The sequence below is a fragment of the Staphylococcus sp. EG-SA-15 genome (assembly GCF_017151895.1).
Classification (GTDB): Bacteria; Bacillota; Bacilli; order Staphylococcales; family Staphylococcaceae; genus Staphylococcus; species Staphylococcus aureus.
In genome coordinates, this window is the sequence record NZ_JACVZN010000023.1 from 1 (window position 1) to 24,651 (window position 24,651).

Consider the following 24,651-nt stretch of genomic DNA (forward strand, 5'->3'; position numbering starts at 1 on the left):
AAAAGTAGTAACTAATGTATTTGGAGCGTTTCATAATAATTTTTTTAAAATTAAATTTGATAAAAATCTGTATGATAGATTGTTTTTAGTAGAGGTTTTAAATTCATCTAAGATACAAAATAAAATATTATCTTTAGCAGGATCTTCGACGATACCAGATTTAAACCATAGTGATTTTTATAGTATTAGTTCTTCTTATCCGCTGCTTAGAGAACAGCAAAAAATAGGTAAATTCTTCAGCAAACTTGACCGACAAATTGAATTAGAAGAACAAAAACTTGAATTACTTCAACAACAGAAAAAAGGCTATATGCAGAAAATCTTCTCGCAAGAATTGCGATTCAAAGATGAGAATGGTGAAGATTATCCAGATTGGAAAGAGAAGAAGTTAGGGGATATTACAGAACAATCTATGTATGGTATAGGTGCATCTGCAACAAGGTTTGATTCGAAAAATATATATATAAGAATTACTGATATTGATGAAAAATCAAGGAAATTAAATTATCAAAACTTAACTACACCTGATGAACTTAATAATAAGTACAAGCTGAAAAGAAATGATATTCTTTTTGCACGAACTGGTGCTAGTACGGGCAAAAGTTATATTCACAAAGAAGAAAAGGATATTTATAATTACTATTTCGCTGGATTTTTAATAAAATTTAAAATAAACGAACAAAATAGTCCTTTGTTCATTTACCAATTTACACTAACATCAAAATTTAACAAATGGGTGAAGGTCATGTCTGTAAGATCTGGTCAACCGGGTATTAATAGTGAAGAATATGCAAAATTACCTTTAGTTTTGCCCAATAAATTAGAACAGCAAAAAATAGCAAAATTCTTAGATAGATTTGACCGACAAATTGAATTAGAAAAACAAAAAATAGAAATACTTCAACAACAGAAAAAAGGCTTACTTCAATCGATGTTTATTTAATAGTAATGCATGAAATCCCCCACTATTTGTCAGGGAGGGATTTTTTTAAATCTTATAAATAATAAATCATTACAGTAAAAATCATGAGAATAATATTGAATTGCATCAAGTATATATTAAAATATAATTGGATAATGAATTATAAGTGAGAGAAACTCCTATTTTATATGTAAAATGTCCTAATCAAAATTATGAACATATTATTAGTATAGAATTGATACCAAAATAAACATAAGAGGTTAAGTATATATGAATAAAACAAACTTTGGGGATTATTTAAATAAAAGTAAGAGCAGGAAAATATATAAGATTTTTGATCAAAATTTGAAGCGAGAGTTTAGTTATTGGCAGTTTAGGAAACTTTTCAAATCTTATACAAGGCAGTCTGATGTACATGAGTTAAAAGTGTGTACTCAAAATGATGATACTATGGAGCAAATATGGATAGATAAAGCAAATCAATTTGGAGTGGCAGTGACTTGGAAAGATAATAGTATTATCGGATTTGTTATGCGTCCGTTAATCAATTATGATGCTATTAAGAATGAAACGACTTTAAAATACGCAGTGCCGACAACAGATTGCTATGAGGTTTTTTGGGGTGGAGATAATGAATTATATAATTATCACTATTTATACCCACATCAAAGGTATGCTATTGATTTAGTTATTAAAGAAAATCATAAAACATATAAGAATCAAGGAAAAGTAAATACTGATTATTTTTGTTTTGGAAAAGATATCATTGCGCCAGCAAATGGTACAGTTGAAAAAGTAGTGAATGGGGTTCAAGACAACAGTATTGGAAGTACGAATGAATCACAGTTTTTAGGAAATTATATTGTAATTAAGCACGCAGAAAATGAGTATAGCTTAATAGCTCATTTACAACAATATTCAATCATTGTGAATGAGGGGCAAAATGTTAAATATGGTGACTTCCTTGGGAAGGTTGGGAATTCTGGCAATTCTACTGAACCTCATATACATTTTCAAGTAATGAATGATAAGAATATTGAAGCATGTACGTCTTTGAAAATTCGATTTTTAAATAATCTAGAACTTATCAAAGGGGATGTGGTCTGCGGATTACAAGATGAATGATGGCGATACTTATAAAATCTCGACACTATAAAAATGGTATAGTGTCGAGATTTTCTTGCTTATTTAGTTAATTCAAAGTGTACGCCGGATTCATTATAAGTTGATGTATTTTTGTTTGTAATAGAGTAACCGGTCATTGAAATTTTAGATTCAATATCTGAAGCGGAATTTGTAGATTCGGGATTATAGAAGCTACATTCGTAAGTTTTATCATCTTTCTTTTTAAGTATAAACATACCTTTTGCTTTAACTTCGACTTTAGTGTTGTTAATGATAAAAGTTTGAGTGCTATCACTATAATTAACCCCAGCCCAAACCGATTCATTATCTTTCACAACGTGGAAGTCATCTTCTTGCTTAACGACAGTTACTTCATCTTTTTTTGTCTTAAAGTCATCTTTAGATAAGCCTGGATACAACACATATCCATATTTATTGTCAGAATTAGAATGCTTTTGAGTTACTTCATAATACTCATCAGTTTTTCGTGTATCCTTTTGGCTTTTATTTATTTCTTTCCAATTTCCAGTATGAGTTTCTTTTTTTATGGAGATTTTAGATTTGTTTAAAAAATGATAGCCTATATTGTTTTTAGGTTTATTGGTTGACTCTAAAAAGACGGAATTGGTTCCCTGATTATCGGAAGCGGTTGTTTGTTTATCGTCTGTATATAACGTATACCCATTCGCTTTGCGATTTTCAATCGTTGTCACTGGATTCTTTGATGAATCAGTACTTTTAATGCCAGTTCCTAAGAAGACAATTTTATCGTTTAATATGAAATATGATTTTTTGGCAGTTAAAGTTTTGTCCTGATTTTCAAAATCCATTCCGATACTAGCATGTTGGTCATCGAATTTTGTTCCGCCTACAAAAGTTTTACTAGACTTTTTATCATCCGTATCTTTTAATACTTCATTTTCTAAAGTTGTAGTACCTGCTAATCGTTTCATATCGGCTGTCGTCCAGAAGTTATCACGATAGTGTTTGACATCGCTATTGTATAAATAAGACATTCCTGCACCAGTATGCCAACCTTTTAGATTTTCATTATTGATACTTTCGTAACGTGCGACGTTTTTCGACGTCATACTCAAACCAAATGCAAAGTCTAAGTCTTTGTTATGATAGGTGACACGATCCATGTCATTATATATTTTAAGTTGCTGTGTTAAACCGTTAGTAGAAATAGTGCTATCATCCATTAAAGACTTCATTTTATCTATGTCTGAATATGAATTTAAATAATCATTTTGTTTATAACTTGAATCTGACTCTACTGAAGATTTGACAATCTTTTTATATTTAGCTTTTGTTGACTCATCCATGGCATCACTTAATCTCAACAATGATTTCATTACAGTTGCAGATGCTGAGTGACTCGTTTCATTTTCACGGCTAATGGCTCTACCACGTGATAAATCCATCATTTCACCTTTATAAATGAGTGGCATAAATCCTTCATCAATCCACGACTTTAATGTTGTATCATTTTGATTACTATCTTTAAAAGGTGTTTCTTTTATCATCGGCATCATTTGAGAAATCCCCTCTAAGAGTACAACGCCATAAGCACCAGTGTATGGGACGTCTTGATGATCAATATAAGAACCGTCTTTATAGAATCCATTACGTTCTTTACCAGTTGCATTACTTTGAACGTAAGTGAAGACTTTATTAAATGAATCTATTGAATTTTTCGTCATATCTTTATCTTCTTCGATAATACTTTCTAAAAGTTTCACCTTAGAAATGTCTACTAAATTTCCGCCTTTAGCAGGTTCAGCTTTTCCTACAGAAGATAATATTTTGTCACTATCTGGGGCGAAAGTTTTAATAGGGGCAGTGAATTTTTTCTTCTCTTCATTTGAAAATTGATCATTCAGCAATATAAGCGTATTTGTTAATGATTTAGGTGTTCCAATTTCATAATCCCACCAATTTAAGTTGGTATTCTTTTGAGGTGCTGATTTTGAGAAATTAGTTTTTAGATCAGCAACTTTTTTATCTGGTTCTTTTCCATATGCATTTTTATGCAGCCACTCAAGTGCATCTTTCACTTTCTTCTTGTTTTCATCTGTTTTTAATTTAGTATCTTTATGCCTCATCGCTTCTGCGATTTTCTCAATATTACGATAGGTACGAGTCATATCCGCAGACTTTGTATCTAAATCTTTTGAGTTTTCCCACAAGTATTTCCTATCACTTTCAGTTTTCATCTCACTAAGTAATTTCTTTGCCTCATTCTCCGTAGCCTCAAACTTCTTCTTCATTGCGTCATTCTTCTCATCATACTTATCATAACCATAGTTAACGTCCAGCCATGTGTTCCTCAACTTTTCATAATTTGGCGTTTGAACATTCGTATCAGCCACAGCGATTTGATATTTATCAATACTTCTGAATTCACCACCATTCAAAGTAATCACACCAGCCATTAATAACGTAATGGTGGATAAATTTTGCCATTTCTTTATTCTATATGTCATTGACATGTCTCCTTTTTGTGTTGCGCGTGCGCAATGAATATTATGATTAAATAATGATTCAATTTTTCAAAATTCGTTAACGTATACAAATGACTGTCTACTGTCAAACAATCCACAAAGAATGTTGATGCATATAAACAATCGATCACCCAAATTTTCCGCATCACCCAAAAATTGCAACGAAAATAATTTTTAAAAAATTAAATATTATCAATCTTAGTAATTATATCATTTTAAATATTTAAGTTATACAATTTTTAAAGTAATTAAAAACGATGAAAAGTAAAATGTTAAAAAAGAGACAAATTTAAATTTGAGTAATAAAATAAGAAGTATTCAAACAAAGGTGGCAATATATAAAGCAACATTACTTTAGACGACCAAACATAACTGAAAGGATAGTCGCAATGAAAACTAAAGAAGTCGTAGCGCTCATGAATATATCTCAAGACACTTTAAGATATTATGAAAAGGTTGGTGTGATTCCACCTGTTAATCGAGATGAAAATGGATATAGAATATATAATGATAGTGATTTAAATTGGATTTATTTAGTGAAAAATTTGCGAAATGCAGGCGTCAGTATTGAATCGCTTATCGAATTTTGTAGGTTAGCGCAGCTTCCTAAAAATGAAAATATTCAAGCACAGCAAAAGCAAATTTTAAATAAGCAACTCGAAGAATTAAATGAAAACTTAAAGACAATTCATGATGCGAGAGATTTACTACAATATAAAATTGATAATTATGATAATCATATTGCTAAAATCAATGCTAGTGATAATCATGATGCCAATGTTGAACGTCTTTGGGAGAGAAAGTAAACCTATGGCTTGCTATAGAGTTTGCTCCATGGTTTATAGTGGACTTACAAGATAAAGGAGGTTCATTTTATGAATCATATTGAAATAACTAAAGATGTAAAGATACCAGTATTAGGTTTCGGAGTATTTCAAATTCCTCAAGAACAAACAGCAGAAGCGGTTAAAGAAGCAATTAAAGCGGGTTATAGACATATTGATACAGCACAAAGTTATTTAAATGAAACTGAAGTAGGTCAAGGTATTGAAGCTTCAGGTATTGATAGAAGTGAACTATTCATTACGACTAAAGTATGGATTGAAAATGTTAACTATGAAGATACTATCAAATCAATCGAACGATCATTACAACGATTAAATTTGGACTATCTTGATCTAGTGCTTATTCACCAACCTTATAATGATGTATATGGCTCATGGCGTGCATTAGAAGAGTTAAAAGAAAATGGTAAAATTAAAGCAATCGGTGTATCTAACTTCGGCGTTGATCGAATTGTAGATTTAGGTATTCACAATCAAATTCAACCACAAGTGAACCAAATAGAAATTAATCCATTCCATCAACAAGAAGAACAAGTTGCAGCACTTCAACAAGAAAATGTTGTGGTAGAAGCTTGGGCACCATTTGCAGAAGGTAAAAATCAATTATTCCAAAATCAATTGTTGCAGGCCATTGCAGATAAATATAACAAATCAATTGCACAAGTTATTTTACGCTGGTTAGTAGAACGTGACATCGTTGTACTCGCAAAATCAGTGAATCCAGAACGTATGGCTCAAAACTTAGATATATTTGATTTTGAACTTACAGAAGAAGATAAACAACAAATTGCGACATTAGAAGAAAGTAATAGCCAATTTTTCTCACATGCTGATCCAGAGATGATTAAAGCACTTACAAGCAGAGAATTAGATGTTTAATCATAATATAACAAAGTAAATAATTTACATTACACTAACCTGAAACTTGGATGTTTAAGTCTTTGTTTCAGGTTATTTTTTACTCTTAAAAAGTGAAAGGAGCAAGCAAATAAGTTATTATATATTTTTATATTATGCAATAACTTACCTAAGATAATAATTATAGTATTGATAATTTTATAAAATGAAGTATATAATGAATGTAGAATAAATTGTATAGGGGATAATAACATGAAATATAAACATTTTGCCATTATTACTTTAATTATAGGCATCGTAATGCTCACGGCAATGTACTTTGTACCATTTGGATATCATAAAGTACCAATATTTGCAGGAATGGCGATTATTTTTACAGTCTATTTTAGTAATAAAAAATCTATTGATGAAACAAATATCTTTAGTAAGAAAAATCGCAATAAAAATAAACAATAAAATGAGTTGTAAGCATAAGATTTACAGTTAATTTTTTACGAATGGGCCTTTAGCGATTGAAAATGTTATAAAGTAACATCCTATTCAAATAAAAATCGCTACAAAACCAAGTCATTAAACACGCAATAATTAAAATTTTCCACTCATTTTAATTTGGAATTCCAAATGTCGAATTCCAAAAACCAAACTTCGAATTCCAAAAACGCAACTCCAAAATAAAAAGCATTTCCCTGTTAATCGGGAAATGCTTTTTACGTACTGATTACTCTGTCATTAATGATTTTACAACGGAAACCATGTCGTCATGTATGACCAAAGTAGCGTCGCTATCATAAGGTGTTCGATCTTTATTGATAATAATTAAATTGTCGCCTTTAAAATTTGATATTAATCCTGCGGCAGGTTGTACAACGAGTGATGAACCTAGTACAACAAGGGTGTCAGCATGTTCAATTTTATTTAATGCCCTTATGATGGTAGGTTGATCTAACATTTCACCGTATAATACGATGTCCGGTCGAATGGCACCACCACAATTATCACAATGTTTCAAAGTTCTATCAATAACATCTGACTTCGTATAAGATTTATGACATGCATTACAATAAAAACGATTTAACGTGCCATGTAATTCATCAACATGTTGACTTCCAGCGTCTGAGTGCAAACCATCGATATTTTGCGTGATGACACCTAAAGATTGTTGATTACGTTCTAATTTTGCAATCCAATCATGAACGATATTAGGCTTCGTATCGACAAATAGTAAACGCTTATGGCAGAAATTGATAAAACCTTCAGGATCATCTTCTAAATAATCACGGCTTAACAAGTATTCTGGCGAAAGTCCATCTTTTGAAATTTCATCAAATAAGCCACCCATTGAACGGAAATCTGGAACGCCACTTGCGACAGATACACCAGCACCTGTGAAAAATGTAATACGATTCGAACTATCTATAATATGTTTTAATGTCTCTAAATCATTTCTCAAAATAAACACCCCATCAAAATAATGAATGATTTATAACGTCTTTTGCTTTTATTATAGTATATTCATTTTACGATTATCAAAAGCGCAGTTTAAACAGTTCTTTTTAAAAATGAATTATACATATAATCGAACAGTTAAATTATATTAGTTTTTACGCAATTTTTATTATAGAATAAGCATGTATATTAAAATTGATGTCTAAACATAAAGGATAATGACCCATCGCCTAAATAAAGGAGGCAATTTTACATTGAATAAACATGAACGTTTGGACGAAATTGCTAAACTAGTGAATAAAAAGGGCACGATAAGAACGAATGAAATCGTCGAAGGTTTAAATGTGTCTGATATGACAGTTCGAAGAGATTTAATTGAGTTGGAAAATAAAGGGATTTTAACGAAGATTCATGGTGGTGCACGCAGTAATTCAACATTTCAGTATAAAGAAATATCGCATAAAGAAAAACATACCCGTCAAATTGCAGAAAAACGATTTATAGCTAAAAAAGCTGCATCATTAATTGAAGATGGGGATACTTTGTTTTTCGGATCGGGAACAACAGTGGAACTATTAGCGGAAGAAGTCAATCATCATACGCTCACAATTATTACGAATTGTTTGCCAGTGTATAAAATTTTGTTGGAAAAACAAACAGCACATTTTCGTGTCTATTTAATTGGTGGTGAAATGCGCCATATTACAGAAGCGTTTGTAGGTGAAATGGCGAATGCCATGTTGGAAAAACTAAGATTTAGCAAGATGTTCTTTAGTAGTAACGCAGTAAATAAAGGTGCTGTGATGACATCTACATTAGATGAAGCCTATACGCAACAATTGGCACTAAGTAATTCAATTGAAAAATACTTGTTAATCGATCATACGAAAGTTGGCAAAGAAGATTTTACATCATTTTGTCAGTTAAACGAATTGACTGCAGTGGTCATGGATTATGAAGATGAAGAAAAGGTAGAAACGATTAAAACATATATTGAAGTAGTCGACTAAATTAAAAATATAACTGCATTGTTAAAATATGTGTCTATATGCTCATAAGTGAATGTGAATTTCCATTCATTTATGGGTTATTTTTTTGCAAATTTATGTCAACGGGAACCTCGACAAAGTTTTACTACAATTTCAGACGAATACCTAATTAAAACAACACCACAATATGAATGTTCACTTATTGTTTGAAAATACGTCATAAACAAACAGATTATAAACATATTATGTTGATTTATTGTTTGTTTATGTTTATAATTTAAACGTAATCAAATTGAAAGCCTTTTCTCAAGATTTTCATAACCTACAAATAAACATGTCATATTTTAAGAAAGGTATTTCAAAATTAAAGTAAAAAGGAGTCTTATTATGGCGATTATTATTGGTTCAGATGAAGCTGGCAAACGATTAAAAGAAGTCATCAAATCATACTTATTAGACAATAAATATGACGTTGTTGACGTAACAGAAGGGCAGGAAGTTGACTTTGTTGATGCAACTTTGGCTGTAGCAAAAGATGTTCAAAGTCAAGAAGGTAACTTAGGTATTGTTATCGATGCATTTGGTGCAGGTAGCTTTATGGTTGCTACAAAAATCAAAGGCATGATTGCTGCTGAATTATCAGATGAACGCTCTGGATATATGACTAGAGGCCATAACAATTCAAGAATGATCACTATGGGATCTGAAATTGTTGGAGACACATTAGCGAAAAATGTCGTTAAAGGTTTTGTTGAAGGTAAATACGATGGTGGTAGACACCAAATCCGCGTAGATATGCTTAATAAAATGTGCTAAGGAGGAAAAATTACTATGAAGATTGCATTAGGATGCGACCATATTGTTACAGATACAAAAATGCGTGTATCTGAATTTTTAAAATCAAAAGGACATGAAGTCATTGACGTAGGAACATACGATTTCACAAGAACACATTATCCAATTTTTGGTAAAAAAGTTGGCGAACAAGTTGTTAGCGGTAATGCAGACTTAGGTGTTTGTATTTGTGGAACAGGTGTTGGTATTAACAATGCTGTAAATAAAGTACCTGGCGTTCGTTCTGCACTAGTACGTGATATGACATCAGCGTTATATGCTAAAGAAGAATTAAATGCGAACGTTATTGGCTTTGGTGGACGTATTATTGGTGAGTTATTAATGTGCGATATTATCGATGCATTTATTAATGCTGAATATAAACCAACTGAAGAGAACAAAAAATTAATCGCTAAAATTAAACATTTAGAAACAAGCAATGCAGATCAAGCTGATCCACATTTCTTTGATGAATTCTTAGAAAAATGGGACAGAGGCGAATACCACGATTAAGGGACGACACATATGATTTTAACTTTAACATTAAATCCATCCGTTGATATTTCATATCCATTAACAGCATTGAAATTAGATGATGTTAATCGTGTTCAAGAAGTAAGTAAAACAGCTGGTGGTAAAGGTTTAAATGTAACAAGAGTACTTGCGCAAGTAGGCGAGCCAGTCCTTGCGAGTGGTTTTATTGGCGGTGAATTAGGTCAATTTATTGCTAAAAAATTAGATCATGCCGACATCAAGCATGCATTTTATAACATTAAGGGTGAAACACGAAACTGCATTGCAATTTTACATGAAGGGCAACAAACAGAAATTTTAGAGCAGGGACCGGAGATTGATAATCAAGAGGCTGCAGGATTTATTAAACATTTTGAACAATTATTAGAAAAAGTTGAAGCAGTTGCTATTTCAGGTAGCTTACCTAAAGGATTAAATCAAGATTATTATGCACAAATTATTGAACGATGCCAAAACAAAGGTGTGCCTGTGATATTGGACTGCTCGGGTGCAACTTTGCAAACAGTTTTGGAAAATCCATACAAACCAACAGTCATTAAACCAAACATTTCTGAACTATATCAATTGCTTAACCAGCCACTTGATGAAAGTTTAGAAAGTTTGAAACAGGCAGTGTCACAACCCTTATTCGAAGGAATTGAGTGGATTATTGTGTCTTTAGGTGCACAAGGTGCATTCGCTAAGCACAATCATACATTCTATAGAGTGAATATTCCGACAATAAGCGTATTAAATCCGGTTGGTTCAGGTGATTCTACAGTTGCTGGAATTACTTCAGCAATTCTCAATCATGAAAACGACCACGATTTACTAAAAAAAGCTAATACTTTAGGCATGCTGAATGCGCAAGAAGCACAAACAGGATATGTCAATTTAAATAATTATGATGAATTATTCAATCAAATTGAAGTTTTAGAGGTGTAAATAATGTCAAAATCTAATCAAAAAATCGCATCAATTGAACAATTAAGTAATAACGAAGGTATCATTTCTGCATTAGCATTTGACCAACGTGGTGCTTTAAAACGAATGATGGCTAAACATCAAACGGAAGAGCCAACTGTCGCTCAAATTGAACAATTAAAAGTATTGGTTGCGGAAGAATTAACACAATATGCGTCTTCAATTTTATTAGATCCAGAATATGGTTTACCAGCTTCAGATGCACGTAACAAAGATTGTGGATTATTACTTGCTTATGAAAAAACTGGATATGACGTAAACGCTAAAGGTCGTTTACCTGACTGTTTAGTAGAGTGGTCTGCAAAACGTTTAAAAGAACAAGGCGCAAATGCTGTTAAATTCTTACTTTACTATGATGTTGATGATGCTGAAGAAATTAACATTCAAAAGAAAGCATACATTGAAAGAATCGGTTCAGAATGTGTTGCAGAAGATATTCCATTCTTTTTAGAAGTATTAACATACGATGACAACATTCCTGATAACGGTAGTGTTGAATTCGCAAAAGTTAAGCCTAGAAAGGTTAACGAAGCAATGAAATTATTCTCAGAACCACGCTTTAACGTTGATGTATTGAAAGTTGAAGTACCAGTAAACATGAAATATGTAGAAGGCTTTGCTGAAGGTGAAGTGGTTTATACAAAAGAGGAAGCGGCACAACACTTTAAAGATCAAGATGCAGCAACTCATTTACCATACATTTACTTAAGTGCTGGTGTTTCTGCGGAATTATTCCAAGAAACTTTAAAATTTGCTCACGAAGCTGGTGCTAAATTCAACGGGGTACTTTGTGGCCGTGCTACATGGTCTGGTGCTGTTCAAGTATACATTGAACAAGGTGAAGATGCTGCTCGTGAATGGTTACGTACAACTGGTTTCAAAAATATTGATGACTTAAATAAAGTATTAAAAGATACTGCGACATCTTGGAAACAAAGAAAATAAGTTTAAAAGGGGATTAATGCTATGAATAGAGAAGAAGTCCAATTATTAGGTTTTGAAATTGTTGCATTTGCAGGGGATGCACGTTCTAAGTTTTTAGAAGCATTAACAGCAGCTCAAGCTGGAGATTTTGCAAAAGCAGATGCACTGATTGAAGAAGGAAACAATTGCATTGCGGAAGCGCATAGAGCACAAACAAGCCTGTTGGCTAAAGAAGCGCAAGGTGATGATATTGCATACAGTGTAACGATGATGCATGGTCAAGATCATTTAATGACAACAATTTTACTGAAAGATTTAATGAAGCATTTATTAGAATTTTATAAAAGAGGGTGATGACAATGATGCAAAAATTGATCGCACAAATTGAAAAAGGGAAGCCATTTTTCGAGAAATTATCACGTAACATATATTTAAGAGCCATCCGTGATGGATTTATTTCTGCAATGCCTGTCATCTTATTCTCAAGTATCTTTCTATTAATTGCATACGTGCCAAATATATTTGGTTTTAAATGGGATAAAGGCATGGAAGCCATTTTAATGAAACCATATAACTATACGATGGGGCTTGTAGCATTTTTAGTAGCAGGAACGACAGCGAAATCTTTAACAGATTCATTTAACCGTAAGCTAGAAAGTACAAATCAAATTAACTTTATTTCTACAATGCTAGCAGCGATGTGTGGATTCTTGTTCTTAGCTTCTGATCCAGCCAAAGATGGTGGATTCTTAAGTGCATTTATGGGAACTAAAGGTTTATTAACAGCATTTTTATCAGCATTTGTAACTGTTATTGTTTATAACTTCTGTGTGAAGCGCAATATTACAATTAAAATGCCGAAAGAAGTACCGCCGAATATTTCACAAGTATTTAAGGACTTAATTCCATTTTCAGCGGTAATCATCATTCTTTATGCATTAGATTTAGTCATTCGCAACAGCTTTAAATCAAATGTAGCGGAAGGTATTTTAAAATTATTCGAACCATTATTTACAGCAGCAGATGGATGGATTGGTGTCACAATTATCTTTGGTGCCTTTGCATTATTCTGGTTTGTAGGAATTCATGGTCCATCAATAGTAGAGCCAGCAATTGCAGCCATTACATATGCGAATATCGAAGCGAACTTCAAGTTGCTTCAAGCTGGAGAACACGCAGATAAAATTATTACATCAGGTACACAAATGTTTATCGTTACTTTTGGAGGTACGGGTGCAACATTGGTCGTCCCGTTCATGTTTATGTGGATGACGAAATCTAAACGAAACAAAGCGATTGGACGTGCATCAGTTGTACCAACATTCTTTGGTGTAAACGAACCAATTTTATTTGGTGCACCACTAGTATTGAATCCTGTGTTCTTTATTCCATTTGTATTAGCACCAATTGTTAACGTATGGATTTTCAAACTTTTCGTTGAAGTGTTAGGAATGAATAGTTTTAGTGTGAATTTACCTTGGACAACACCAGGTCCATTGGGCATTATCATGGGTACAGGTTTTGGTTTATGGTCATTCGTTCTAGCTATTACTTTGATTGTTGTAGATATTATTATTTACTACCCATTCCTAAAAGTTTATGATAGTGAAATTCTTGATGAAGAAGAAGGACGTAAAGAAAGTAATTCAGATTTAAAAGAAAAAGTTGCAGCAAACTTTGATACGAAAAAAGCTGATTCAATTTTAGCGGCAAGTGGTGTATCAGACGATGCAGCTAAAGCTTCAAATATCACAGAACAAACAAATGTCTTAGTACTTTGTGCCGGTGGTGGTACAAGTGGATTATTAGCCAATGCACTTAATAAAGCAGCTGAAGAATATCATGTGCCAGTGAAAGCGGCAGCTGGCGGATATGGCGCACATATGGACATTATGAAAGAGTACCAATTAATCATTTTAGCGCCACAAGTTGCGTCTAACTATGAAGATATTAAGCAAGATACAGATAGATTAGGTATTAAATTAGCGAAGACTCAAGGTGCCGAATATATCAAATTGACACGAGACGGCCAAGCAGCCCTTGATTTCGTTCAACAACAATTTGAAAATTAAGAATAGGAGTTTTTCATATGACTAAAACATTACCTGAAGATTTTATTTTTGGTGGAGCAACAGCAGCATATCAAGCAGAAGGTGCGACAAATACGGATGGTAAAGGTCGTGTAGCATGGGATACGTATTTGGAAGAAAACTATTGGTACACTGCAGAACCAGCGAATGATTTTTATAACAGATATCCAGTGGATTTAGAATTAAGTGAAAAATTCGGTGTTAATGGTATCCGTATTTCAATTGCATGGTCACGTATCTTCCCAAATGGATATGGCGAAGTTAACCCTAAAGGTGTTGAGTATTACCATAAGTTATTTGCAGAGTGTCATAAACGTCATGTTGAACCATTTGTAACATTGCATCATTTTGATACACCAGAAGTGTTACACAAAGATGGCGATTTTCTAAATCGTAAAACGATTGACTACTTTGTAGATTATGCTGAATATTGTTTTAAAGAATTCCCAGAAGTAAAATATTGGACTACATTCAATGAAATTGGACCAATTGGTGATGGCCAATATTTAGTAGGTAAATTCCCTCCAGGTATTAAATATGATTTTGAAAAAGTTTTCCAATCTCATCATAATATGATGGTTGCTCATGCAAGAGCAGTGAAATTATTCAAGGATGGCGGCTATCAAGGAGAAATTGGTGTTGTACACGCATTGCCAACAAAATATCCGTTCGATCCATCAAATCCTGAAGATGTTCGTGCAGCAGAATTAGAAGATATCATCCATAATAAATTCATCTTAGATGCAACATATTTAGGTAAGTATTCTCGTGAAACGATGGAAGGTGTGCAACATATCTTATCTGTTAATGGCGGTAAATTAAATATTACAGATGAAGATTATGCCATTTTAGATGCAGCCAAAGATTTAAACGACTTCTTAGGTATCAATTACTACATGAGTGACTGGATGAGAGGTTACGATGGAGAATCTGAAATCACGCATAATGCGACAGGTGATAAAGGCGGTTCTAAATACCAACTTAAAGGTGTCGGACAACGTGAATTTGATGTCGACGTACCTCGCACAGACTGGGACTGGATGATCTATCCTCAAGGTTTATATGATCAAATCATGCGTGTTGTTAAAGATTATCCTAACTATCACAAGATTTATATCACTGAAAATGGTTTAGGATATAAAGATGAATTTATTGAATCTGAAAAAACAGTTCATGATGATGCACGTATTGATTATGTAAGACAACATTTGAACGTTATTGCAGATGCTATTAAAGATGGTGCAAATGTTAAAGGTTACTTTATTTGGTCATTAATGGATGTGTTCTCTTGGTCAAATGGTTATGAAAAACGATATGGTTTATTCTATGTCGATTTTGAGACTCAAGAACGTTATCCTAAGAAAAGTGCTTATTGGTACAAAGAGTTAGCCGAAACAAAAGAAATTAAATAATTATAGATATTAAAAGGCCTATCAGTCGAGTGCTGGTAGGTCTTTATTTATAAAAAGAGATAAATTAAACATGCATATACATATTTATATATTAATCAATGGGTGACACACCATTGAAAGCTAAAGAAGCAATCAATTAACAAATGTTAACGGACAACTTTCCAAAGTCATCTTAAAAGTTAATGATGTATTCAAAATCAACTAAAGGACATTTTTAATCACATCCTTTATACTTATATAAAAGACATGAATGGGAGTTAAAAGTGTGAAGAAAATTTTTGTAATTATTACGACATTGTTAGCGGTCGCTATTATTATAGGCTCTATTATTACGGTGGTGTTTAGTCAACGACAGGCACAAACATTTAAAATACAACAACAGCAATTTGTTAAAAAGCCAATTCCAACATTGTTCTTACATGGATTTGGTGGTAGTGCCAATTCTGAAAAGTTTATGGTGAAGCAAGCAGAAAAAAGAGGGGTAACTAAAGATATCATCACTGCTTACGTTTCAAAGGATGGTGCAGTGACATTTAAAGGGAAACTAAGAAAAGATGCAGTGAATCCTATTGTGAAAATTGAACTTGAAAATAACAGACAAGGCTATTTGGATAAGAATGCTGCGTGGTTTAAAAATGTACTGACTAAGTTACAATCTGAATACAATTTCGATAAATTCAACTTTGTCGGTCACTCAATGGGGAACTTAACATTTGCACAATATATGATGACATATGGTAACGACAAGTCACTGCCACAGTTAAACAAACAAGTGAATATTGCAGGGACATTTAATGGTGTTTTAAATATGAATGAAGATGTCAATGAAATTACAGTTGATAAAGATGGTAAACCAAGTCGAATGAATCAACCTTATCAGCAATTACGCGTGCTAAAAGATATTTATAAAGGTAAAGGTATCGAAGTGCTAAATATTTATGGAGATTTGAAAGATGGTACACATTCAGACGGCAGAGTGTCTAATAGTTCTTCGAAATCATTAAAATATTTACTGGGAAATAGTCCGAAAAGTTATCGAGAATCTAAATATGAAGGTGAGCCTGCACAACATAGTCAGCTTCATGAGAATGAAAATGTTGCTAATGAGTTAATCGACTTCTTATGGAAAAAATAAAGCAACTGCTAGTTTTTCGGGGGCAAAAAAGCTTGTAATATTAGAGCTTTTCAAAAATTATCTATTGTTTGAGAGTTTCCATAAAATGTCTAAGTCGTAACATTTTAAATTTATGATTATAGCAAATATAATGTGGTTGAAGTTACATGAATGAATCAGTGCTTAAGTCAAAATATAACAACTAAGAATGTATTTGCATACAGACATCACGAAGACACAATTCAAACTTAACGTTTAAGTAACAAATAAGTAAAAGTTTCAAATAAAGAAAGGTGATTAATGATGCAAAATAAACAAATTCTTTTTAACAAAATACCAGAAGGCATGCCTCAAGAGGATACATTCAAAATTGAAGAGACTGACACGCCTAAACTTGAGAGCGATGGCGTACTTGTACAAACGCTGTATATTTCAGTGGATCCATATATGAGAGGACGTATGACTAAGGCAGATTCGTATGTACAGCCTTTTGAAATTGGTAAACCGATTGTTAGCCATGTCGTTGCAAAAGTAATTGATTCGACACTCGCAGATTATAAAAAAGGAGATGTCGTTGTAGGTATGTTGCCTTGGCGAATCATTAATCATGTCCAAGCGGATCAAATTACTAAAGTTCCAACGACAGATGTACCACTTGATTTATATTTAAGTGTTTTAGGAATGCCAGGACAAACAGCATATCATGGTCTGCTTGATATTGGACAACCTAAAGCCGGTGATACTGTTGTGGTTTCAGCTGCATCTGGTGCTGTAGGTTCAGTTGTAGGTCAAATTGCTAAGATTAAAGGTTGCCGTGTAGTAGGTATTGCGGGTGGCGACAAAAAAGTAAATTATTTAACAGGGACACTGGGCTTTGACGCTGGTATTGATTATAAGAAAGAGGATTTTGCAGAAGCGTTAGCACAAGCAGTACCAGATGGTATTGATGTTTATTTTGAAAATGTTGGTGGAACAGTTGGCGATGAAGTATTTAAGCATTTAAATCGTTTTGCACGTGTACCAGTATGTGGCGCAATTTCGTCATATAATCATCCTGAAGCAGATATCGGACCACGTATTCAAGGTACGCTTATTAAGAAGCAAGTAATGATGAGAGGCTTCTTGGTAAGTGAATTCGCTAATGCTTTTAAAGAAGCTAGTGAACAGCTTGCAACATGGGTTCAAGAAGGTAAAATTCAGTCACAAGTAACCATTGAAGATGGTTTTGAAAATGCGCCACATGCATTTAAAAATTTATTTACTGGCGATAACTTTGGTAAACAAGTTATTAAAGTAACGGAATAATAAAGTATACGTTTTAACAAACTAACTTTGTTAATTGACTAAAATTTAATAATTTTTTATCTAAAGCAAATTTGTTCAGTAACATGGTAGAAATAAGTCTAAAATGTAATACGAAAGTCGTCTGTAATTATTTATATATTCAAATGAAAAAGGAGTCATGATGCTGCGATATAAGCACACATGGCTTCTATTTTGTATAATAAGAAATAAGTTCATAAATGAGGTGAAACGATATGAAAATGATAGGATTTGAAAAGCCCTTTAAATTGGAAGAAGGAAATTTATTTAAAGTATACGAACAAAGAAAGCCAACGCCAGAAAATGATGATATCTTAGTCAAAGTAAATAGCATTAGTGTAAATCCTGTAGATACAAAGCAACGACAAATGGAAGTCACTCAAGCACCTCGTGTACTTGGGTTTGATGCTATTGGTACTGTTGAAGCTATCGGACCAGACGTTACATTATTTAGTCCGGGTGACGTTGTATTTTATGCTGGATCGCCAAATAGACAAGGATCAAATGCGACATATCAATTGGTGTCAGAAGCTATAGTTGCAAAAGCACCACACAACATAAGTGCTAATGAAGCGGTTAGTCTACCGCTAACTGGTATTACGGCATATGAAACGTTTTTTGATACATTTAAAATTTCACATAATCCTGCTGAAAACGAAGGGAAGTCTGTCTTAATCATTAATGGTGCCGGTGGTGTAGGCAGTATAGCCACTCAAATTGCTAAACGGTATGGTTTAACTGTCATTACAACAGCATCACGACAAGAAACAACAGAGTGGTGTGAAAAGATGGGCGCAGATATCGTATTGAATCATAAAGAGGATTTAGTGCGTCAATTTAAAGAAAAAGAAATTCCATTAGTAGATTATATATTTTGCACCTATAATACAGACTTGTATTACAATACTATGATTGAACTGATAAAACCATTAGGGCATATTACAACTATCGTAGCTTTTAATGAAGATCAAGATTTAAATGCACTAAAATTAAAAAGTATAACATTTACACATGAATTTATGTTTGCGCGTCCAATTCATCGAACGCCTGATATGATTAAACAACATGAGTATTTAGAAGATATTACGAAAAATATAGAATCAGGGCATTACCAACCAACAACGACACAAGTTTTTGAAGGTTTATCACCTGAAAACTTATATCAAGCACATCAATTGTTGGAAAAACAATCAATGATTGGAAAATTAGTAATTAATATATAGTTTAGTAAGTAAAGTCGCCTTATGCAGAAAATACTGTATAGGGCGACTTATTTTTTGTGTCTAGCGACTATTGATTCTAAATGGAAATATGGCAACTTTGCAGGTATCAATTCAATAATGCATTAGAAAGGCATTACTTAAATACAATAAAATACTTTGTTGCTCAATGATAAATAATTTGAGTGTGTTTTATATATCATTTTTAAAAGATGAGGCATTATTAATTGTGTCTATATAAAATTATAAATGATTAAAATGTTGCAGTTATGGGTATGAACTTACCATTACACAGAAAGGGTTTGTATTTATGAAAAATAAATCAGTAAGTCTAGTGTTTTGGGTATCTTTAGTGATATGTACGATATTTGTTGCTTTTGGAGCAATATTTCCGAAACAGTTAGAAAAACTCACGCAAAACATTACTACATTTATTGCGCTACATTTTTCTTGGTATTATTTATTGCTCGTTTTAGTTATTTTATTTGTCTGTGTGTATATTTTATTTTCGAGATACGCAAACATTACATTAGGTGAAGAAGGCGAAGATCCTGAATTCTCATTGCCGTCTTGGTTTGCTATGTTATTTAGTGCTGGTATGGGAATAGGACTTGTGTTCTGGACAACGGCAGAACCAATCAGTCATGCCTTCAAATTAACGCCTATTCATAAAGCTGGCACGCAATCTGCAATTAATGATGCAATGCAGTTTTCATTTTTCCATTGGGGGATTCATGCATGGGCAGTCTATGGTATTGTCGCGCTTGTGTTTGCATATTTTAGCTTTCATAAAGGATATCCTGGCTTAGTCAGCGCTACATTGACGCCTTTATTAGGTGAAAAGGCAATGCGTGGACCTTTAGGTGGTGCCATTGATGTATTGGCAGTCATAGCTACAGTAACAGGCGTTGCTGCAACATTAGGTTTCGGTGCATTGCAAATAAACGAAGGTTTACATTTTTTATTTAATGTACCGAGTAATTTCACGATGCAAGTAATCTTGATTGTCATTGCAACCATATTATTTACTTGGTCAGCATGGTCAGGTATAGATAAAGGTATCAAAACGTTGAGTAATATCAACATGTTACTTGCTTTTGTAGTACTTATTGGTCTTTTTATTGTTGGGCCAACGCTATACATTTTAAATACATTTACGAATGGTCTAGGTAATTATATTGCAAATTTCTTTAGTATGAGTTTACGCATTCCGTCAGGCGGTCAAAAATTCCAATGGTTACAAAATTGGACAATCTTTTACTGGGCATGGTGGATATCTTGGGCACCATTTGTAGGTATATTTATTGCACGTGTGTCAAAAGGACGTACGATTAAAGAATTTATTCTAGGTGTACTTTTTGTCCCGGCATTAGTTTGCTTTATATTCTTTGCGGTATTCGGCGCGTCAGCAATTTACTTACAAGATAATCATATTGCCGATATTGCTAAAGCAGCGACAGAAACAGCAACTTTTGCAACGCTACAACATTACCCACTAGGTTTTGTATTAAGCTTAATTACTTTACTTGTTATTATGATTTTCTTTGTTACATCAGCGGATTCGGCAACTTATGTTTTAGGTATGTTGAGTTCAAGAGGTGATATTAATCCGAAGTCATTTGTCAAAGTGAGTTGGGGTATCATTATGGCATTATTTGCAATTATCATGATCTACACAGGTGGTACGCAAGCGATACAAAATTTATTAATCATTGCTGCGTTACCATTTTCCGTGGTCATTATAGCGATGATATGGTCGCTTTTAAAATCTTTGAGTGAGGAGAAACCGAGAAATAGTAATAAGGTTTTAATTAAACATCGTGACCCAGATATTTTAGAATATCGTTCTTCAAAACATATTGACGAAAATTAATTAATAATGAGGTTTTATTTACAAAAACTAGGGAATATATCACTAAATGGTACTTCATCTTATATATTAAAAATAAATTTAAAGTTATTAATTTATTATGTTTAAGAAAAAAACTGATGGGTACATATTTAATATGTTTTTAAATTAACTTTAACTAAGGAGGTGTCGTTAGGGGTGAAACGACTTAAAAACTTTATCCTTGGCTTATTAATAGTAGTAATCGTGGGGTTCCTGTTATTCATGTATATCCAAGATGGACGTATAACTGAATATCAAGACTACTTCCTTCAATTTGAATGGTTCCAACCATTACTTATTTCACTTGCTGCACTATTGATATTAATAGGTCTTATATTAGTATTTAGTATCTTCAAACCTACGCATCGAAAACCTGGATTATACAAAGACTTCGATGATGGTCATGTTTACGTATCTCGTAAAGCTGTTGAAAAGACGGCATTCGATACGGTTGCAAAATATGATCAAGTAAGACAACCAAATGTAGTTGCGAAACTATATAACAAAAAAAATAAATCTTATATCGACATTAAAACTGACTTTTTCGTACCAAATAATGTTCAAGTTCAATCTTTAACTGAAGCAATTCGTTCGGATATTAAAAAGAATGTAGAATATTTCACAGAAATGCCAGTACGTAAGTTAGAAGTTAATGTGAGAGATCAGAAAACTTCTGGTCCACGAGTGTTGTAAGGGAGGTATATCATGGCTAACAATCATAACCAAAACGGACAAGACTCTACACAACAAGTGATTAATTTTTTAAAAGTATTTAAATGGAGAATCGTTGGTTTCCTAGCGTTTCTATTAATCGCGATATTATTCTTAACGTTAGGTTTTTGGAAAACAGTACTTATCATCGTTTTATGTTTAATTGGTGTAGGTATTGGGTATATGAAAGACCGTAAGCAAGATTTTATGAATTTTTTAAATCGATGGAGTTAATTCATCAATTTAGAATTTAATTAAAAAAATATAAAAATTAACAAGTAAAAGGAGAATCTATTATGACTGTAGATAACAATAAAGCAAAACAAGCATACGACAATCAAACTGGTGTTAACGAAAAAGAAAGAGAAGAGCGTCAAAAACAACAAGAACAAAATCAGGAGCCTCAATTCAAAAACAAATTAACATTCTCTGATGAAGTTGTTGAAAAAATTGCTGGTATCGCTGCACGTGAAGTTAAAGGTATCTTAGATATGAAAGGTGGCTTAACTGATACATTCACTAATGCATTCTCAAGTGGCAACAACGTTACTCAAGGTGTATCTGTTGAAGTTGGTGAAAAACAAGCTGCTGTAGACTTAAAAGTAATCTTAGAATATGGTGAATCAGCACCAAAAATCTTCCGTAAAGTAACTGAATTAGTTAAAGAACAAGTTAAATATATTACTGGTTTAGATGTAGTTGAAGTTAACATGCAAGTTGACGATGTAATGACTCAAAAAGAGTGGAAACAAAAACACGAAAAAAATAACGAAAACAATAACCAAGAAAGACAAGGTTTACAATAAGTTATTCGATAAAAAAGCTCGGCACTCAATTTAAGTGCCGAGCTTTTTTGTGATTTTTAATAATTTGAATATGGAAAATGTATTATTCTCTCATTTGTATAGATTGTATTTAATAAGTTAATGTAATCCTTGAGCTCACGATTAATAAAATTCTATAACCTTAATTATTTTCTCGATACAAAGGGTTATTAACTTTAATATAAGTATAATGATGTGCCTCATCTTCAAGACGCATTGTTGTAACACACTTATAATCTATAAATGGCGCGAACATGGTATCTTTAATTTCATTTATGCGATTCTCATTTACTTGATTAGATTTGTGTGTCGAAAGTACAAGTTGATCAAAAATGTTATCTAGTACATCACGAACGATATACCACATATGTCTTTCTAAGTTTGAATCATTTGATGCTTTAGAGATTGTAAGAATTAATTCGCCTAAATGGTTTTGAACGGTAGAATAAAAGGCTTTGTTAAACACAGACGTTTTTGAATCAGTAAGAATTCTTGATTTTTCATGGAAATGAGATGTACTGTATCCCATTTCATTTAGTTGTGCTTTATCAATTCTTAAACCTTCAAAGTCTCTAATATACATCGTGTCCAATAGACCATCTTTCCGAAATGTTGCAATAGCATTTTGCAAGTGAGCCTCTAATGCAATGCCATATTTAGTAACTAGTGGGATTACGAGACCAAGCAATGCTTTACTATAAGTTTCAATCCACGATTTCGCCGATGATTCAAAATCAGACAATGATGCAGCTAATTGATAACGTTTAATCAATGTCACGATAGGTGATTCATTGTTAAATGGGTAGGTTGCAACTAAGCTTGAAGGAATCATTGGTGTGACTTCTTGTGGAATCATTTGGTATATGTTTTTTCTAAATAATGTACCTAATTGTTCACTTCGTTCAGTTTGATAGTCTGCTTCGTCTTGCACATTATAAAAATGAATACCAGCAACTTCATCAATAATTGTTGATGCATAGGACTTAAATATGACATCTTTCTCCAAAATATCATTTAAAATACGTGTCATTAGTGGACCATTGTGCGTCGTTTGTTCTGATAATGTACGAATTTCACCTGTAATATGAACGTTTGTCGACAATTTGATGTGTGGCGACATAGCTGGGTATTTAGGAACTAATGTTCTGAAAGATAAACCAGCATAATAATCCAACGTATGTTTTGCTTCAATGATTAATTCTTTATCTACTTCTGCTTGATAATCAGAATGTAATACGTCATCTAATTGCCATGGATGAACAATCATAATGTGATAATCATTAAAGTTAAACTTTGGCGTAAATTCATTTTCTAATTGTTTAATTAAGTCCGGAAATAGTTGATGAACAGTTGTATCATAATCTTTAGACAGTGACATAGTCCGGCCTAATTTACTGTGAATCAGTACTATTTTCAACTTAATAGGTTGATTGAATTCTGAAGAATATAGGAATGTTTGTAATGCATTTAAACCTTTACGTAATTTAGCCCCAGGATGTAGCGGATGACCTTCAATAACGGCTTGCTCTGAACGCAAGTAACTATCTTCGCTATTTTCGATAATATTAAATAAAGGTGCAGAATCATGTTGCATTGACAGTGCTTGATAGCTAATTGCAAATGTCATATTAGTTGCACTGTTTATTAAATCTTGCTGAAATTGATCACTAGCAGCATTTTTTAAATCTGGTGCTTCAATTAAAATACACTCAAGAATTTCATTTGGATGTTGTACTCGTGTAATCGTATTTGTAATGTCATCTTTAATGTAGAAAGGGCCTTCAACATCAATTCGATCAAAGGCGTGTTCTCCAGTGATAGGAGCATATAATGTTTGCTTAGCTTGTGGGAACTGGATTTCTAGTATATGAGTCGTTGAGATATCTAACATAATCAAATCACGACTCAATATTTTCTTACTTTGAGTGCGCGCTTTAACTAAGTTTTCGCGATGCATTGATGTGACCAATCTCTGAGTGACTTTATCTCTTCCTTGTAAAATCATCTCTTTAAAAACATTAGCCCAATCGCTATTATGTTGTTGTAAAAATAAATATGTTTCTTGTTCTTCTTTGTTAAATTTTAATGTCTGTTCTTTAAAAATTAAGTTCAAGTTCAT

The 24,651-nt window shown here is 32.8% G+C and carries 24 protein-coding genes and 1 pseudogene; 20 read left to right on the top strand and 5 right to left on the bottom strand.

Annotated features, from left to right (window positions below; all coding sequences use genetic code 11):
• The coding region (locus IDG64_RS09955) for a restriction endonuclease subunit S (RefSeq protein ID WP_206171315.1) at window positions 1-943 on the top strand (943 nt) is incomplete at its 5' end.
• A gap of 249 nt (window positions 944-1,192) precedes the next feature.
• Entirely contained in the window at window positions 1,193-2,047 is an 855-nt protein-coding gene (locus tag IDG64_RS09960; protein ID WP_001044444.1) for a M23 family metallopeptidase, read from the top strand.
• Between the two features lie 59 nt (window positions 2,048-2,106).
• Here IDG64_RS09960 and IDG64_RS09965 read toward each other — a convergent pair whose 3' ends face one another.
• Window positions 2,107-4,536 (bottom strand): polysaccharide lyase 8 family protein, encoded by a 2,430-nt coding sequence (locus IDG64_RS09965; protein WP_000222243.1) that lies wholly within the window; start codon window positions 4,534-4,536, stop codon window positions 2,107-2,109.
• Complete coding sequence (locus tag IDG64_RS09970) at window positions 4,533-4,700, bottom strand: hypothetical protein (RefSeq protein WP_001790107.1); 168 nt, start codon at window positions 4,698-4,700, stop codon at window positions 4,533-4,535. The genes IDG64_RS09965 and IDG64_RS09970 overlap by 4 nt, the downstream gene beginning before the upstream one ends.
• A 243-nt stretch (window positions 4,701-4,943) precedes the next feature.
• Here IDG64_RS09970 and IDG64_RS09975 point away from each other — a divergent pair, with 243 nt between their 5' ends.
• The 3 genes from IDG64_RS09975 (at window position 4,944) to IDG64_RS09985 (ending at window position 6,713) form a co-directional block, all read left to right on the top strand.
• A complete protein-coding gene (locus IDG64_RS09975) occupies window positions 4,944-5,360 on the top strand; it encodes a MerR family transcriptional regulator (RefSeq protein WP_000850007.1) in 417 nt (138 codons plus the stop codon).
• 69 nt (window positions 5,361-5,429) lie between these two features.
• Window positions 5,430-6,278, top strand: coding sequence for an aldo/keto reductase (locus IDG64_RS09980; RefSeq protein WP_001015512.1), 849 nt, complete (start codon window positions 5,430-5,432; stop codon window positions 6,276-6,278).
• Between the two features lie 231 nt (window positions 6,279-6,509).
• Window positions 6,510-6,713, top strand: a complete 204-nt coding sequence (locus IDG64_RS09985) for a hypothetical protein (RefSeq protein ID WP_000875472.1) — start codon at window positions 6,510-6,512, stop codon at window positions 6,711-6,713.
• 27 nt (window positions 6,714-6,740) lie between these two features.
• Here IDG64_RS09985 and IDG64_RS09990 read toward each other — a convergent pair.
• Window positions 6,741-6,939 (bottom strand): annotated as a pseudogene (locus tag IDG64_RS09990) (hypothetical protein).
• A gap of 36 nt (window positions 6,940-6,975) precedes the next feature.
• The gene (locus IDG64_RS09995; protein WP_024937048.1) at window positions 6,976-7,716 is read right to left on the bottom strand and encodes an NAD-dependent protein deacylase; all 741 of its coding nucleotides are present in this window, start codon (window positions 7,714-7,716) and stop codon (window positions 6,976-6,978) included.
• Window positions 7,717-7,957: 241 nt separating this feature from the next.
• Here IDG64_RS09995 and IDG64_RS10000 point away from each other — a divergent pair, with 241 nt between their 5' ends.
• The 15 genes from IDG64_RS10000 (at window position 7,958) to IDG64_RS10070 (ending at window position 22,514) form a co-directional block, all read left to right on the top strand.
• Window positions 7,958-8,713, top strand: coding sequence for a DeoR/GlpR family DNA-binding transcription regulator (locus IDG64_RS10000; RefSeq protein ID WP_001032741.1), 756 nt, complete (start codon window positions 7,958-7,960; stop codon window positions 8,711-8,713).
• Between the two features lie 366 nt (window positions 8,714-9,079).
• Window positions 9,080-9,508, top strand: coding sequence for a galactose-6-phosphate isomerase subunit LacA (lacA, locus tag IDG64_RS10005; RefSeq protein WP_000974607.1), 429 nt, complete (start codon window positions 9,080-9,082; stop codon window positions 9,506-9,508).
• A gap of 15 nt (window positions 9,509-9,523) precedes the next feature.
• The gene (gene lacB / locus IDG64_RS10010; protein ID WP_000684746.1) at window positions 9,524-10,039 is read left to right on the top strand and encodes a galactose-6-phosphate isomerase subunit LacB; all 516 of its coding nucleotides are present in this window, start codon (window positions 9,524-9,526) and stop codon (window positions 10,037-10,039) included.
• 12 nt (window positions 10,040-10,051) lie between these two features.
• Window positions 10,052-10,984 carry a tagatose-6-phosphate kinase gene (lacC, locus tag IDG64_RS10015; protein ID WP_000604136.1) on the top strand — a complete coding sequence of 311 codons (933 nt, stop codon included), beginning with the start codon at window positions 10,052-10,054 and terminating at the stop codon, window positions 10,982-10,984.
• Between the two features lie 3 nt (window positions 10,985-10,987).
• Window positions 10,988-11,968 carry a tagatose-bisphosphate aldolase gene (lacD, locus tag IDG64_RS10020; protein WP_000047009.1) on the top strand — a complete coding sequence of 327 codons (981 nt, stop codon included), beginning with the start codon at window positions 10,988-10,990 and terminating at the stop codon, window positions 11,966-11,968.
• 21 nt (window positions 11,969-11,989) lie between these two features.
• On the top strand, window positions 11,990-12,301 hold the full coding sequence (locus IDG64_RS10025; protein WP_001078309.1) for a PTS lactose/cellobiose transporter subunit IIA: 312 nt from the start codon (window positions 11,990-11,992) through the stop codon (window positions 12,299-12,301).
• A 5-nt stretch (window positions 12,302-12,306) separates the two neighbouring features.
• Window positions 12,307-14,019 carry a lactose-specific PTS transporter subunit EIIC gene (locus IDG64_RS10030; protein ID WP_000983330.1) on the top strand — a complete coding sequence of 571 codons (1,713 nt, stop codon included), beginning with the start codon at window positions 12,307-12,309 and terminating at the stop codon, window positions 14,017-14,019.
• Between the two features lie 17 nt (window positions 14,020-14,036).
• A complete protein-coding gene (gene lacG / locus IDG64_RS10035) occupies window positions 14,037-15,449 on the top strand; it encodes a 6-phospho-beta-galactosidase (RefSeq protein WP_200626294.1) in 1,413 nt (470 codons plus the stop codon).
• A 265-nt stretch (window positions 15,450-15,714) separates the two neighbouring features.
• Entirely contained in the window at window positions 15,715-16,584 is an 870-nt protein-coding gene (locus tag IDG64_RS10040; protein ID WP_000719329.1) for an alpha/beta hydrolase, read from the top strand.
• A gap of 282 nt (window positions 16,585-16,866) precedes the next feature.
• Window positions 16,867-17,868: an NADP-dependent oxidoreductase gene (locus IDG64_RS10045; protein ID WP_001180228.1), complete on the top strand. Its 1,002-nt coding sequence runs from the start codon at window positions 16,867-16,869 to the stop codon at window positions 17,866-17,868.
• 233 nt (window positions 17,869-18,101) lie between these two features.
• Window positions 18,102-19,109 (top strand): zinc-binding alcohol dehydrogenase family protein, encoded by a 1,008-nt coding sequence (locus IDG64_RS10050; protein WP_000781934.1) that lies wholly within the window; start codon window positions 18,102-18,104, stop codon window positions 19,107-19,109.
• A 307-nt stretch (window positions 19,110-19,416) separates the two neighbouring features.
• On the top strand, window positions 19,417-20,979 hold the full coding sequence (locus tag IDG64_RS10055) for a BCCT family transporter (protein WP_000792342.1): 1,563 nt from the start codon (window positions 19,417-19,419) through the stop codon (window positions 20,977-20,979).
• 174 nt (window positions 20,980-21,153) lie between these two features.
• Entirely contained in the window at window positions 21,154-21,690 is a 537-nt protein-coding gene (amaP, locus tag IDG64_RS10060) for an alkaline shock response membrane anchor protein AmaP (protein WP_000825819.1), read from the top strand.
• A 12-nt stretch (window positions 21,691-21,702) separates the two neighbouring features.
• Window positions 21,703-21,942 (top strand): DUF2273 domain-containing protein, encoded by a 240-nt coding sequence (locus IDG64_RS10065; protein ID WP_000002683.1) that lies wholly within the window; start codon window positions 21,703-21,705, stop codon window positions 21,940-21,942.
• A gap of 62 nt (window positions 21,943-22,004) precedes the next feature.
• The gene (locus IDG64_RS10070) at window positions 22,005-22,514 is read left to right on the top strand and encodes an Asp23/Gls24 family envelope stress response protein (RefSeq protein WP_000215236.1); all 510 of its coding nucleotides are present in this window, start codon (window positions 22,005-22,007) and stop codon (window positions 22,512-22,514) included.
• A gap of 160 nt (window positions 22,515-22,674) precedes the next feature.
• On the opposite strand, the gene sfaD is transcribed toward IDG64_RS10070, so the two are convergent.
• Complete coding sequence (gene sfaD / locus IDG64_RS10075; RefSeq protein WP_001052580.1) at window positions 22,675-24,651, bottom strand: D-ornithine--citrate ligase SfaD; 1,977 nt, start codon at window positions 24,649-24,651, stop codon at window positions 22,675-22,677.

Coding starts and splice junctions, on each gene's coding strand:
- IDG64_RS09960 (WP_001044444.1), top strand. CDS start 1,193: ATGAATAAAACAAACTTTGGGGATTATTTAAATAAAAGTAAGAGCAGG.
- IDG64_RS09965 (WP_000222243.1), bottom strand. CDS start 4,536: ATGACATATAGAATAAAGAAATGGCAAAATTTATCCACCATTACGTTA.
- IDG64_RS09970 (WP_001790107.1), bottom strand. CDS start 4,700: ATGCGGAAAATTTGGGTGATCGATTGTTTATATGCATCAACATTCTTT.
- IDG64_RS09975 (WP_000850007.1), top strand. CDS start 4,944: ATGAAAACTAAAGAAGTCGTAGCGCTCATGAATATATCTCAAGACACT.
- IDG64_RS09980 (WP_001015512.1), top strand. CDS start 5,430: ATGAATCATATTGAAATAACTAAAGATGTAAAGATACCAGTATTAGGT.
- IDG64_RS09985 (WP_000875472.1), top strand. CDS start 6,510: ATGAAATATAAACATTTTGCCATTATTACTTTAATTATAGGCATCGTA.
- lacA (WP_000974607.1), top strand. CDS start 9,080: ATGGCGATTATTATTGGTTCAGATGAAGCTGGCAAACGATTAAAAGAA.
- lacB (WP_000684746.1), top strand. CDS start 9,524: ATGAAGATTGCATTAGGATGCGACCATATTGTTACAGATACAAAAATG.
- lacC (WP_000604136.1), top strand. CDS start 10,052: ATGATTTTAACTTTAACATTAAATCCATCCGTTGATATTTCATATCCA.
- lacD (WP_000047009.1), top strand. CDS start 10,988: ATGTCAAAATCTAATCAAAAAATCGCATCAATTGAACAATTAAGTAAT.
- IDG64_RS10025 (WP_001078309.1), top strand. CDS start 11,990: ATGAATAGAGAAGAAGTCCAATTATTAGGTTTTGAAATTGTTGCATTT.
- IDG64_RS10030 (WP_000983330.1), top strand. CDS start 12,307: ATGATGCAAAAATTGATCGCACAAATTGAAAAAGGGAAGCCATTTTTC.
- lacG (WP_200626294.1), top strand. CDS start 14,037: ATGACTAAAACATTACCTGAAGATTTTATTTTTGGTGGAGCAACAGCA.
- IDG64_RS10045 (WP_001180228.1), top strand. CDS start 16,867: ATGCAAAATAAACAAATTCTTTTTAACAAAATACCAGAAGGCATGCCT.
- IDG64_RS10050 (WP_000781934.1), top strand. CDS start 18,102: ATGAAAATGATAGGATTTGAAAAGCCCTTTAAATTGGAAGAAGGAAAT.
- IDG64_RS10055 (WP_000792342.1), top strand. CDS start 19,417: ATGAAAAATAAATCAGTAAGTCTAGTGTTTTGGGTATCTTTAGTGATA.
- IDG64_RS10065 (WP_000002683.1), top strand. CDS start 21,703: ATGGCTAACAATCATAACCAAAACGGACAAGACTCTACACAACAAGTG.
- IDG64_RS10070 (WP_000215236.1), top strand. CDS start 22,005: ATGACTGTAGATAACAATAAAGCAAAACAAGCATACGACAATCAAACT.
- sfaD (WP_001052580.1), bottom strand. CDS start 24,651: ATGAACTTGAACTTAATTTTTAAAGAACAGACATTAAAATTTAACAAA.